The organism is Enterobacter sp. BIDMC 29, from assembly GCF_019378755.1.
Classification (GTDB): domain Bacteria; phylum Pseudomonadota; class Gammaproteobacteria; order Enterobacterales; family Enterobacteriaceae; genus Enterobacter; species Enterobacter ludwigii.
This window is the reverse complement of the sequence record NZ_CP080000.1, coordinates 1,873,948-1,886,727: the sequence shown is the minus strand read 5'-3', so window position 1 is coordinate 1,886,727 and position 12,780 is coordinate 1,873,948. Positions and strand designations below refer to the sequence as shown.

Annotated in this window: 12 protein-coding genes and 2 pseudogenes; all 14 read left to right on the top strand. The window is 47.5% G+C overall.

Going from position 1 to position 12,780, the window contains the following annotated elements:
• Positions 1-778: type VI secretion system tip protein TssI/VgrG (tssI, locus tag JTA15_RS21765; protein ID WP_255580187.1), on the top strand; the 778-nt coding region annotated here is incomplete at its 5' end.
• A 10-nt stretch (positions 779-788) separates the two neighbouring features.
• Positions 789-1,265 (top strand): hypothetical protein, encoded by a 477-nt coding sequence (locus JTA15_RS08490; RefSeq protein WP_223862605.1) that lies wholly within the window; start codon positions 789-791, stop codon positions 1,263-1,265.
• A gap of 75 nt (positions 1,266-1,340) precedes the next feature.
• Positions 1,341-1,895 carry a hypothetical protein gene (locus JTA15_RS08485; RefSeq protein WP_229216804.1) on the top strand — a complete coding sequence of 185 codons (555 nt, stop codon included), beginning with the start codon at positions 1,341-1,343 and terminating at the stop codon, positions 1,893-1,895.
• A gap of 3 nt (positions 1,896-1,898) precedes the next feature.
• Positions 1,899-2,975, top strand: coding sequence for a hypothetical protein (locus JTA15_RS08480; protein WP_219373111.1), 1,077 nt, complete (start codon positions 1,899-1,901; stop codon positions 2,973-2,975).
• Positions 2,976-3,051: 76 nt separating this feature from the next.
• A complete protein-coding gene (locus tag JTA15_RS08475; protein ID WP_219373110.1) occupies positions 3,052-3,492 on the top strand; it encodes a DcrB-related protein in 441 nt (146 codons plus the stop codon).
• 3 nt (positions 3,493-3,495) lie between these two features.
• Positions 3,496-7,884 (top strand): annotated as a pseudogene (locus tag JTA15_RS08470) (DUF6531 domain-containing protein).
• Positions 7,884-8,543 (top strand): Imm43 family immunity protein, encoded by a 660-nt coding sequence (locus JTA15_RS08465; RefSeq protein WP_219373109.1) that lies wholly within the window; start codon positions 7,884-7,886, stop codon positions 8,541-8,543. The pseudogene JTA15_RS08470 and the gene JTA15_RS08465 overlap by 1 nt, the downstream one beginning before the upstream one ends.
• Positions 8,544-8,835: 292 nt before the next feature.
• A complete protein-coding gene (locus tag JTA15_RS08460) occupies positions 8,836-9,252 on the top strand; it encodes a hypothetical protein (RefSeq protein WP_255580185.1) in 417 nt (138 codons plus the stop codon).
• Positions 9,253-9,378: 126 nt separating this feature from the next.
• Positions 9,379-9,804, top strand: coding sequence for a hypothetical protein (locus JTA15_RS08455; RefSeq protein ID WP_063934445.1), 426 nt, complete (start codon positions 9,379-9,381; stop codon positions 9,802-9,804).
• Between the two features lie 88 nt (positions 9,805-9,892).
• The gene (locus tag JTA15_RS08450) at positions 9,893-10,375 is read left to right on the top strand and encodes an SMI1/KNR4 family protein (protein WP_219373108.1); all 483 of its coding nucleotides are present in this window, start codon (positions 9,893-9,895) and stop codon (positions 10,373-10,375) included.
• 442 nt (positions 10,376-10,817) lie between these two features.
• On the top strand, positions 10,818-11,198 hold the full coding sequence (locus JTA15_RS08445; protein WP_219373107.1) for a hypothetical protein: 381 nt from the start codon (positions 10,818-10,820) through the stop codon (positions 11,196-11,198).
• Positions 11,199-11,214: 16 nt separating this feature from the next.
• Positions 11,215-11,580 (top strand): hypothetical protein, encoded by a 366-nt coding sequence (locus JTA15_RS08440; RefSeq protein ID WP_148576319.1) that lies wholly within the window; start codon positions 11,215-11,217, stop codon positions 11,578-11,580.
• 259 nt (positions 11,581-11,839) lie between these two features.
• Positions 11,840-12,283 carry a DUF6386 family protein gene (locus tag JTA15_RS08435; RefSeq protein ID WP_020882315.1) on the top strand — a complete coding sequence of 148 codons (444 nt, stop codon included), beginning with the start codon at positions 11,840-11,842 and terminating at the stop codon, positions 12,281-12,283.
• 161 nt (positions 12,284-12,444) lie between these two features.
• Positions 12,445-12,780 (top strand): annotated as a pseudogene (locus tag JTA15_RS21760) (RHS repeat protein); the annotation flags it as partial.

Sequence of the window (12,780 nt, the reverse complement as noted above, 5' to 3'; positions counted from 1 at the left end):
ATATGGCCGCGTGAAGGTGAAATTCCACTGGGACCGTCTGGCGAAGGGGGATGACACCAGCTCCTGCTGGGTGCGTGTGTCGAGCGCCTGGGCGGGTCAGGGGTACGGCGGGGTGCAAATTCCGCGGGTCGGCGATGAGGTGGTGGTGGACTTTATCAACGGTGACCCGGACCGTCCGATTATCACCGGGCGGGTGTATAACGAAGCAAGCATGCCGCCGTGGGCGCTGCCGGCGGCGGCCACGCAGATGGGCTTTATGAGCCGCACGAAGGATGGCTCCGTGGATAATGCCAATGCCCTGCGCTTTGAGGACAAGGCGGGTGCAGAGCAGGTGTGGATCCAGGCCGAGCGCAACATGGACACCAGCATTAAGAACGATGAAACGCACAGCGTCGGTGGCGAGCGCAGCCATTATGTGAAGAAAAATGAGCTGCATCGGGTGGAAGCGAATCAGATCCAGGCGGTGAAAGGCGGAACAGAGATCCTGACGGGCAAAGGCAAGCTGGATGCGGCGGTGGAGCAATATGTCATTGCTTCTGGTACGAAGCTACGGCTGGTCTCTGGTGAAAGCGCAATTGAGCTGAACGCTAACGGCAAGATTAACCTCATCGGCAAAGAGTTTAATTTCTTCGTTGAAGGGGATGGTCATATCACCACCGGCGGTAAGCTGCACCTGAATACGTCTGGCACACAACCGGGCACAACGGCGCCGGGTTCCGGGCATAAAGGGGATATTGATGCGGCAGTTCAGGAGAAATTTACGACTAAAGGTGAGTAAGGTCGTAGCAGTGCTTATTGCATTATTAACGACGGGAATGGCTGAGGGAAATTCAGAGAAAAAGGATCTCTGGGCGTTCATTTCACAAATGAGCGCCTCACTCAAAACGTTATCCGTTACGAGTCTAAATGACATGCCGTTGCATTTTAACTACATGAAAAATAATGCTTATATGAACTTCTACCATGCTGATGATTTCAAGCTTTTGGAGGGTACGAGCATTACTACCATTGATTTACGAGTAAGCAAAGAAAATGATGGCATGGCTCCCTTACTGAATTTTTCACCATCAGGCCAGTGCATCACACTTCAAACCGTTAAAAAGCATTACCCACAACTGACGTTAACTGATTATCCCCGAGGCCGCTCGGAGAATGAAGTGACCAGTTATACAGCACCAAAAGATATGAATGGACAAAAAGTGAGTTTCAGTTTCACCGTAAAAAAACCTGACTGTCTGAGCTCTGTTGTTATTAGCGCTGACTAAGAAAACAGCTTCCATGACTCGCGGTTTCCCACATCGGTGAGAAGCGTAATTTAGATTGAGAAAATGACGATTAACGTGAAAAAACAGACTCCGACATATCTTTTTTTTGTTCTGATGCTTACCTGTCTGTGCAGCAGTGCGGTATTGGCTCAAGTTATACCGCCCGTTCTGACAAATCACGATTTTTCTGTGCAGATAAAAAGCCAGCCTGTCGAATTGGGTGAAAGATGGACTCCTGACGTTGCGCGCAGAATTGACGTGCCAGTGGAAGGCAGTTTTACCGGTGAGGTTCCTTTTGACGGAGCTAACTATAAATTCTTCCAGCATCAAAAGTCTGGGTTAGACATTTTCAGTTCCAATCTCTGGTGGGATAAAGCGGAACGAAGCGTTGATGATTATATCGTGTCGCAGATCACGCTGACTGCTACAGATGCCGCAACGCCGCGTGGTGTCCATGTTGGTTCAACGAGAACGGACTTGAACACAGCATACGGTGACGGTCAGGTCGCAAAGGATGCCGGAGAACAATGGATTACCTATGAGTTGGGTAAAAAGGTCCTCTCTTTTGAGATCAAAGACAGTAAAATTGTTAAGATAACAATGAATTACGACAATGGAAATCCAGAGTAATTTATGAAAAGGAAATATCTGGCAGCCGTATTGCTCACCGCTTTCTTGGCAGATGCAGCTGAAACTGCAACTGCGCTACAGTTATCACAATACAATAAGCTCAATACGGTCAGTTGCATCGTTAACGATAGCGAAGTGACAGACCTCCTCAGAGAGGCCCTGGGAAGCGATTACCAGACGTTTATCAACAATTTTGATGTATTTGGTGAACCGCATCCCACGGCTGACGGAGGATTGTTGATTGAAGGCTGGCTAAAAGATCTTTATCTGGAAAACGCCTCTGCTTTGGTTATCGAACCAGATGGCAAAATCTACGCTGCCTGGGTCATACCCGAGTCTGACGTTATTCATTATCAGTCTTCTGAACATCGCCAGGATATTAACGGCGATATTAAAAAATGGGCTGCAAGATTTGGCACACTGCATTTTGAAACGATAAGCCAATCTGGTCCCGCATTTGGCGGAGTATGGTCAGGCGGGTACGCGAACGACTCGACGTTAACTCTGCGGTTAGCTGAATCAGGTGGCCGTATCTCCGGATCTTATTGCTATATTTCTCAAAGAGGAAACCGCATTGATTGCCCGGAAGATGATGAGCGTAATCTTAGCGGTACGATCGCGGGCAATCGTGCCAATGTTGAGTTCAACTCATCGTTTGGCGGTATAGGCGGACGGGCTGTTCTGGAAATTAAGGGGAGTGAAATTGAATGGCGTTTAGTTACTCCTCCTCAAAAAGGAAATTATTATGCTCCGCAGCGTTATACGTTACAGAAAGCTGCTTCGGCTCAGACTGTTGAAACCCGAAAACTCAATACTGAAAAGTTCGCTATTTCTCTGGTCAATAAATGCGGGCGTTTTACTAGTGAATGTGACCAGATGTATTATCTCGGCGTGCGCAAAAGTGATAATAGTACGATCTCCCTTAAGGGGAAAACGTTGCACGATCCTGCAGGTAAAATAATTGGCTCTACCTATAAGAATGGCGAGATCGCTTACACCGTGACTTACTCACCCGTGAAATTGGTCGTGAGCAAAGGCAGCCATGTGTTAGTTGAACAGTCAGGTCAGTGGCTTAAATAATGCATTCGCCAGCCCAAAGGCCAGCATGGATTGGCCCCTTTTATTTCTCACACTATTAATCATCCCGAGTTCACTTATGAAATACACCCTCCAGGAAGGTTCCTTCTCCCTTTTTCCTGCTGCCTGGCAGGATAACAGTATGAACATTATTCGCGACGACGAAAGCGGGTTGTCCGTGGTGGTCAGTCGCGGCGTTATTCCGGATGGCAGCGACTATGAGAAAGAGTTTCACCGCCAGTGGGAACTACTACGTCCGCAGATGGGCGAGATTGCCCAAAGCGCATTCCAGAGCATAAAGGTCGGGCCTGACGGAAAAATTAACGCGCTGGAAGTCGAGACGACCTTTGACAGTAACGGACAGCGCATTTGGCAAAAACAGCTGGCCGTACAAACGCCGGACAAGCCGGTGTTGATGATTTTTACCCTCTCGGCGCTCAGAGCATTCACCGCAGAGGATGAGGGGTGCTGGAGCGCGCTTAAGCAGAGTCTGACGCTAAACGACAACCGGAATGTGTAAGGCATGAGCGATAACAACGCGGCCCGTCAGGGCGACGAGATCATTCACTCCAGCATTTTTGCGGATATCACCAGTATTGTGGCGGAAGGTGCGGCCTATGCCGTTATCGGCGCTGCCGTGGGCGCGGCGGCAACCGTTGCTGCTCCGCTGCTGGGGGCGGGTGCTGCCGCCGCGGGCGTGGCGGCGATTGGATCCAGCTGTCTGTTAAGTGGGATCATTGGCGGCGTACTGGCAAACGTGGCAGGTATAACTGACGATATCAGCAACGCCGCCGAAGGCTTAGGCAACGCGCTGTTCCCGCCGTCACCAGCGGGCAAAATTACCACCGGGTCTGATAACGTTCTGACGAACGCGATTCCCGCTGCACGAGCGGCCGGGACGCTGACGCCCGCCGACACACCGTCACCTGAACCACAGTCTCCGGGCAGCTTTGCCGATTATGCCGGCATGCTGCTTTCCGCCGCTGGACAGTTTGGCAGCGAGATGTGGCAGCCGAGCGTGGCGTCCGCCGCCGCAGGCACGTCGCCCCTTGAAGAGGATAAAGTGGCGTGCGAAAAGCACTCCGGGCCGCAGTATCTGGCGGAAGGCTCTAAAAGCGTCTTCATTAACGGGCAGCCCGCGGTACGTGCAAAAGATCGCACCACCTGCGAAGGCACCGTTTCCGACGATGTCTCCCCGAATGTGATCATCGGCGGGGACACGCTCACGGTCCGCGATATCAAAAGCGGTAAAACGCCGGGTCTGGCGCTGGGGATGATTGCGCTCTCCCTGCTGCGCGGACGTCCGGGTAAAATCCTGAAAAATATGCCCTGTGCACTGGCGGCAGCCGGCGGTGGCATGCTGGCCGATATGGCCGTTAATGCTGTGTTTGGCTCCTCGCACCCGGTACATGCTGCAACCGGCGTGAAGGTGCTGAATGATGACGATGAACTCGATTTCTCGCTGCCGGGGCGCTTCCCGCTGCGCTGGCAGCGCAGCTACAACAGCCTGACCACCCGTGAAGGGCTGTTTGGTCTGGGTTGGGCGACAACCTTTGACAGCTATCTGACGCTCGAAGAGAACAACGCGACCTGGTTCGACGAAACCGGCCGTGAGCTAAGCTTTGAGCTGCCGCCCGTCGATCGCGCGTTTTACAGCATCAGCGAAGGCATCATCATCCGCCGCAATGAGAGCGGCGACGTGGCGATTGCCGACGATGACGGCGCGGTATGGCGTCTGTATAAACCGACCCGGGCGAATCCCACCATCCTGCGTCTGGCCTCCCTCAGCGACGAATACGGTAACGCGCTGCTGACGGAGTGGGATGAACACGGCAGGCTGGTCAATCTTCACGATGAGCCACGGGCGATTGATGTCACCCTGCGCTATGAAGATGAGCGTTTCCCACAGCGCGCCACCTCTGCCAGCCATTTTGACGGCAACCGTACCTGGCCGCTGATGCAGTGGGGTTACGATGCGCGTGGCCAGCTGGCGAATGTGACGGATGCCTCTGGCGTAGTAACGCGTGAATACCGCTATAACGACCACGGCCTGATGGTCTGGCACCGCCTGCCAGGCGGGCTGGAGAGCGAATACCGCTGGCAAAAATTTGACCACTGGCGCGTTGTGGAAAACCGCACCAGCACCGGCGACGGCTGCCGCTTCACCTACGATTTAGCCGCCGGGCTGACGACCGTCGAACACTACGATGGTCAGACGCGCCGCCACTACTGGAATGCCCAGAATCTGATTGTCCGCTACGTTGACGAGCGCGGTGAAAACTGGCGCTATGAGTGGGATGACAACGAACTTCTGACCCGTCGCATCGATCCGCTCGGTAACGCCGTCACCTTTGTCTACGACGAAATGGGCAACCGGGTGCAGGAAATCGACGCCGACGGCAATACCCGCACCACCACCTGGCTGGAACACCGCGCGCTGCCGTCAGCCATCATTGAAGCTGACGGCAGTGCGACCCGTTTCTGGTACGACGAGCATCACGGGCTGAAGCGTGTGGTAGACCCGATGGGGCAGACAACATTGCTGCGCCGGGACGAGTTTGGTCAGGTCGTTGAAGAAGTTGATGCCGCGGGAAACAGTCGCTACCAGGAGTACAACGAGGCCGGGCAGGTCATTCGTGCCACAGACTGTTCAGGACGTATAACCCGCTATACCTATCATCCGCTGGGCTGGTTAACGACTGAGATCGGCGCTGACGGCGAAGAGACGCGCTATCGCTACGATGCCGCAGGGCGTCCGGTGCAACTCGATCGACCGGAAGGCTGGACAGAGTTACTTGCATGGAACGAACGCGGCCTGCCGGTGACGCATGCGGGCGCTGATGGCAAAGAAAGTGAGTTTAAATACGACGAGGCAGGACGATTAACCGCTACGCGTAATACTCAGGGTGAAGAGGTCCGTCGCCGCTGGGACAGCCGCGGGCGACTGATTGCCCTGGAAAATGAAAACGGCGAAGCGTACCAGTTCCGCTGGGGCGCGGACTCGCTGCTGCTGGAAGAGGTGGGGCTCGATGGCGTTGCCTCGCAGTATCGCTATGATGCCTGCGGGCGAACGATAGCGCGCACGTTTGCCGCCGGTCATCCGGAAGCCATCACCCATGCCTTCGCCTGGAGCGCGAGTGGCCAGCTGGTTGCCCGCACCACGCCGGAAGGGCAGACCCGTTATCACTACACACCGTCAGGTTTGCTGAGTCGTATTGGACTTCATCCGGCACTTTCCGTTGACGCCTGGAGTGCAGAGGCAGAACAGGAACTTGCCTTTGAGTATGACGCCCTGGGGCGTGTCACGCGTGAAGTGGGCGAGCACGGTGAGCTGACATGGGAGTATGATGCTCTCGGCAACCGCACCTCCGTCACGCTGCCCGATGGCCGCGAGCTGAAGCAGTTTTACTACGGCATCGGGCATCTGCTCAGCATTGCTCTCGATAAGCTGTCGGTCTCCGATTTTACCCGCGATGAACTCCACCGGGAGACCAGCCGCACTCAGGGGCTGCTGACCACCCGYAGTGAGTACGACCGYCTYGGKCGACTGCATCGCCGGGAYGTMTTYACYGGCAATGCGCAGCGYCCGTCGCCGCGCYGCTGGTCCCGCCGCTGGGATTATGACTACCGYAATAACMTGGTRCGGGAAGAGCGGGACGATAACCCGTTCAGCTGGTACCGCTGGCAGTACGACAGCGCCGGGCGTCTGCTGATTCAGGACGGCACGCTGCCCGGCCAGGAGCAGTGGCGCTGGGATGCTGCCGGTAACCCGCTGGAAGGATCTGCTGAGAAGGTCACGCACAACCGCCTGACGCAGCTGAACGGCATTCGCTGGCGTTATGACATCCACGGCCGCACCGTGGAGAAAGATAACGGCCAGACCCGCTGGCACTACCGCTACGATGGTGAGCACCGTCTGACGGAAGTCATCAGCCAGCCGCGGGACCGCAACAAACCGCAGACGCAGGTCAGCTTCCGCTACGATCCACTCGGGCGACGCATCAGCAAAACRCGACGCCAGATGCTGGGCGGACAGCCAACCGGCAAGCCGGTCAGCACCCGGTTTGTCTGGGAAGGGTTCCGTCTGCTGCAGGAGGTGCACGGGGATGTGCCGCTCACCTACGTCTACAGCGATCAGGACAGCTAGGACCCGCTGGCGCGCATTGACGGCGTGGAAGCACCGGAGATCTTCTGKTTCCACTGTCAGCCGAACGGCACGCCGGAGCGGATGACGGATAKCGWAGGGCAGGTGCGCTGGGAAGGGGTGAACAGCGYCTGGGGCAAGCTGCTGCGGGAAAGCGAGAMGCAGGTATCAGGATATTCTCAGAACCTGCGGATGCAGGGGCAATACCTGGACCGTGAGACAGGGCTGCACTACAATCTGTTCCGGTATTATGACMCGGACTGCGGGCGGTTTACGCAGCAGGACCCGATAGGGCTGGCGGGGGGGATAAACCTTTACCAGTATGCGCCKAATGCGCTGGGRTGGGTGGATCCGTGGGGGTTATTTAATAGCGGTATATTAGTTAAAGATATGTCTGGCAAAGTTGGAGATCGACTCTCTGCTTACCATGTTATACCCGCTGAGGTGTGGAAAGAGAACCGATCATTCTTCAATAATATTGGCATCGGTAAAGACATGGACTCTGCATTTAATGGTATTTATTTGCCAGGCAGCGCAACAGCAATGAAACAAGATGCAGGGAAAGGAATGGGTGTTTTCCATAGCAGTAATCATCATAACTATAGTGGTATTGTCCGCCAGCGAATTGCTCGTGTTGAGCAACGATATAATTCTGGGATATTAGATGCTAAAAGGGCGAGGATAGCTATAAGGCGGACCCAGATTGATATGAAGAATAAAATTTGGATGGGTCATATTACCACAACAAAATGCAGGGGAATGAATTAATGTCCTATTATGTGATCATGAATGACTTTGAATCATCACTCATGCCAAGAAATTTACAGGGCATGGTTGATGAAAGATTACAGATCGATGAAAACTGGGAAATAGAAGGCTCTGCATTTTCCTTCCCTTATCGAATAACAGACGATGCATGTCCAGATCGTATTTATTTGTTGTGCAATAAAAATGTTGGGGCTTTGAAATTTGACTATTATAAAAAAGACTTTGGGCACTTGATGGACAAGTCTTTATTTTCAATTCTAGAAAATTATAAGCACAATGTTATTTTTGACCGAGATATAACACCAGTTTCGATTGGGAATGGACAAGTTCTTCGAGATGATTTTAAATATGTATATTTTCCCAGCGTGGATGTTATAGATGAAGAAAAATCTATTCTTGAAGATGATAAATTCGGAGATATCATACCTTTTAAAATTGAATTAAAGAATGATGCGATTGAATATGATATTTTTTCGTTTAGCGACACATTATTAGGAGGGTTTATCATTATTAAAAAAGAGGTTAAGGAAGTTATTGAAAGTAAAGGCTTCCGGGGTTTTAAACTTGTTCAACTGGAAAATGCTTTAGACGTTTTCTGTGAAGATTATTTCTACGAAATAAACTCAAATCGTAAGAGAAAGGGCAATAAACTACCTTAATATTGAATGGTGTCGTGCCATTACTGATTCTTTATTTTTCTTTTTTAATGGCGCGAAAAACTTCTTTGGATGATGAGTCCATTTTTCAACTATAGATCATAGTAGTTTTACGAGTAATCAATAATGTTAACTCTTAAAGAGGAATGATGTATATAAAAAATACTATTCAAGACTTTGTTATCAAATTCAAAACGAATGATTTAAATATGGGAGAGATAGACTTTACAGCAGAAGAAAATGAAAGTTCTCTCCCTGTGAATTTAAATGGCGAAATTCGATTTTTTATAGCCATTTGATTTTAAATGACCATCCAACATTTTATGGTACTTTCTTTATACAAATTGTTGAGTCTCAAGATCTCAATGAAATATTATCAGGTTGGCGAGTTCAAAATGATACGGCCTGGCACGATGAGTATATAATCTTTGCTGACAGAAATGGAGACGTTCTTTTTTGTGACACCCGAAATATAACATCCCCTGTTTATGGTAGTATTCAAAAACGAAACTTTATCATTTCCGGTTCCTTAGCTGACTTTTTGGATGTTTTTTGTTCTGCCATTGAGATAGAGCAAAGTAAATATGATGGTGATGGTACAGATGATGATTTTAATTTCAGAGAGGATTTTCTGGAAGATATCGATTTTATGCTTAAAAGCAAACTAAAGGATGCTGAGGCAAAAGGGTTTAAGCAATTCTTTTTTGGTTAAGTTTTTATTTTTTAATATTAAAAATCACATTTTTTAGAGAGCTTCTTTATTCAAAAAGTATTTATGGGTCATGTCAGCTTTTATATTGGTTAGGAGGTTTCTTTGCGATTCACCATCAATAAACACATGAAAATCGGTTACGATAAATTTGATGAAAAAAGAGTTACATCTTTTATAGAAAAAGGAAATGAGTTTCATGATGATAAAAAATATACTGAGGCGTTAGAGCAATACCACAAAGCCTGGCAAGCTCTTCCTGAGCCGAAGCTCGAATGGGAAATTGCCAACTGGATCTCTGCATGCATGTACAGCGCGTATTTTGATCTGGCGGATTATGCTGAGGCAAAGACATGGGGTGAGACGACATTACGGACATGTGGATCGGATATAGACACTGCACCCTTAATCGATCTCGGCATGGTCTGTTATGAGCTGAATCAATTTGAGGAAGCGTATAAATATTTTAACGATGCTTATAACTATGGCAAAGAGCGTGCGTTTCAGGATAGACCTATAAAATACATTGAATTTTATTTGCGCAAAGGAACATGAGTACATCGCTATTTACCTTTTTAAGATGGCTTGAATAAATATGTTCCATATAATTGCTTACGGAGTATGATTACTACTTTATAATCGCATGAATAACTTCAAAAAATGTGAAAAAAAGATTGGACTTGCAGATATCTATAAAACGGCAAGTAAATTATCTATTAGCCTTCCTGATGATTTCGTTTCACATTATCTGCAATTTAATGGTGGCACTCCTGAGAAAAGTTGGTGGGACGGTGATGAAGGTTTTGAGCCAGTAGAGGTGGCAGGGTTTAAACCGTTTGTTTATAATACTCAGATAAATGATGATCCTAGATCTTTAATTGACGGTTGCTATATTAGCATGTTGGATAGGGAAGTGATTCCCAGGAACCTGCTTCCTTTCGCAAATGATTGGGGAGGGAATTTCTTTTGTCTGAATTTAGATAATTATTCAATTGTATATTTTGCCACAGATTCTTTTGATAAAGATTTGACTATGCAAGAGAATCATATAAAACTTCAAAGATATCTGACAAATTCATTTTCCCACTTTGTTGAGGGGTTGGTAACCGAAGAGAGTCTTCCTTAAAGAATAATTAATAAGTTTGCGACTTATTTAATTCTGCTGCTGTGAAGTCTATTTTTATGAAATTCTGTAGCAAGCCATAAAGTTCTAGTTAAAAACTAAAAATGCAACGTATTTTTCCCTTTAATTAACAATTACCATCTTTGGTCATGAGTTTGTTATTTCTCAGAAATAGTAACTACCTTTTAGGACCAATTAGTATTCAAACGAAAAATAGGTTGAGAATGAAATAACCTCAAACCCTAAGCTTGAAATTAACAATCCTCCATATGGAATTCACTGGGATCATGAATGGGGAAGAATTGTTGTACAGTCTAATGAAAAAAGCTTCGACTGTAGAATTTATATCGAATGGAATGTTTGACTAAATGAAGTTTCAATTAATAACCCCCCCATTTGCTTATCACCTAACCTGTCTATTAATGGAGTTAAAGGTTTAGACAAAATGAAAATAACAAATCGACTGAAAAAGAAGTTATTAGCCCTAGATGGCATTGACAATGATTTCATAGAGTATGGAAAGGAACTAGCATGCCCTGAATGCGAAGGTGTAATAATATATTTCATAGTAAATTCATATGGTTTTGACTCGCTCACCGAAGAGGTAAAATGCTTTCTTGTTAAGAAAATGAGAGGTGTGAAGTATCTTAGTGAAGATAATAAATATAGCTATGATGAAAGCCAATTGTATGTTTCGAAAAACACATGTCAAAACTGTTTAAAATACTTTTCAACTGTTTTTACGTATAAAGAAGTTCAGTCAGCCCGGTACCGTCTATATCTTGTGGGGTTTTTTGAAGGTGACTTAAAACAGATCAAACATTGAAATTTTAGGTTTACCTATGATTGAAAATCTTAATTGTATTAAAGAAAATGATCTGCTTGAATGGACGTGTGGTGAAATTAACCAACTGATTACTATACCATTTTTAGACTATGCAATGATAGATTCAACACGCCAATTAGTCTTTGCGTTAAGCGAACCAAAGCCATTACCAACCGTTTTGACAATTTTCAATGCTCAGGGCGAAAAACTGTTGTCGTCTGCACCTCCTGAAGGCGCTATTTTCTATTACTTAACATTCGATCTATCAAAGGAAGTGGTTGTCGTCTGTAGTTATGCAGTACAAGAGAATGGCTGGTATGATTGGTTTTATTCCTTTGATATGAAGCGTAATGCGTTAACTCGAACTGGCCCAGCGTATTAAGATCAAATGCCCTTAAAAAAATGATAAGGCAAGCTGTTTCTGCGTGCTTTGAAAAGATGTTCGGCTCAGCTCCTGATCTAAGTAAGTAAAATGCTGATCATCTGTTAATTTAATTGTTGAAGATTCGCCCGTATAAAGAGTATAAATGCTGAATGAAACAATTAATAAAAGTGTCGGTAGTTCCTGGAAAATACAGGTAGAAAGGCGGGATTTCAGCTGGGGATGCCATCAGAGAAATAATATTTCAATAGGGGGTAAAATGAATAAATCCATTCATGTCCAGACGAATACTGCCACATTAGTTATTTATGATTTGATGTCATTAAAACATAGAATTGATAATGATGCAGATTGGTGGAGTCTTCCAGAAGATGAAATTGAAGAAATAAATAAAGGGAATGTATTATTTCTCAATCTTGGAGAGGATGGCACCTATAAAATTCATATAAAAAATAATGTTGACGAGTATGTTGGAGCACTATTTTTAAACGTACCTTCTGGAAAGGTTTTCATTGGGGCGGGGGAGGATGTCACGGGCGGAGATCTTGAGCCTGATGACTCAGATGCTATTTCTGGTGAGTTTATTATTTTAGAACCTGGTAGTTACAAAGTTAAATTTAAAAAGCAAGGTTCAGATGTTCTAATTTCCTTTACAAAAGCAACGTTTATTGAAAACTCATTAGAAGAGGGAGTTTATCTCTGAATGAAAATCCACGCCTTGGTGTGGATTTTTTGATTCAAAAAAAAAATGTTAAACAATTAGTTCATCACGTAGCCATTTTTGACAATATCATTTTTTTCCTTTTGCATGTATCTTGCTTGTTTTTTGCGCCTCGCTTACCCTTTCCCTCAATAAATTGTCAGTATACCCGCGACGAACGACTCCACCTTGAGAATCGCCGCCCCCGGGGTCTGCTTACAACCCGCAGCAAGTACGACCGTCTTGGTCGACTGCATCGCCGGGATGTATTCACTGGCAATGCGCAGCGTCCGTCGCCGCGCTGCTGGTCCCGCCGCTGGGATTATGACTACCGTAATAACCTGGTACGGGAAGAGCGTGACGATAACCCGTTTAGCTGGTACCGCTGGCAGTACGACAGCGCCCGGTGGTTTGCTTGTTCAGGACGGCACGCTGCCCGGACAGGAGCAGTGGCGCTGGGATGCTACCGGTAACCCGCTGGAAGGCTCTGCTGCGAAGGT

Coding starts and splice junctions, on each gene's coding strand:
- JTA15_RS08465 (WP_219373109.1), top strand. CDS start 7,884: ATGTCCTATTATGTGATCATGAATGACTTTGAATCATCACTCATGCCA.
- JTA15_RS08435 (WP_020882315.1), top strand. CDS start 11,840: ATGAATAAATCCATTCATGTCCAGACGAATACTGCCACATTAGTTATT.
- JTA15_RS08445 (WP_219373107.1), top strand. CDS start 10,818: ATGAAAATAACAAATCGACTGAAAAAGAAGTTATTAGCCCTAGATGGC.
- JTA15_RS08450 (WP_219373108.1), top strand. CDS start 9,893: ATGAATAACTTCAAAAAATGTGAAAAAAAGATTGGACTTGCAGATATC.
- JTA15_RS08480 (WP_219373111.1), top strand. CDS start 1,899: ATGAAAAGGAAATATCTGGCAGCCGTATTGCTCACCGCTTTCTTGGCA.
- JTA15_RS08455 (WP_063934445.1), top strand. CDS start 9,379: ATGAAAATCGGTTACGATAAATTTGATGAAAAAAGAGTTACATCTTTT.
- JTA15_RS08475 (WP_219373110.1), top strand. CDS start 3,052: ATGAAATACACCCTCCAGGAAGGTTCCTTCTCCCTTTTTCCTGCTGCC.
- JTA15_RS08440 (WP_148576319.1), top strand. CDS start 11,215: ATGATTGAAAATCTTAATTGTATTAAAGAAAATGATCTGCTTGAATGG.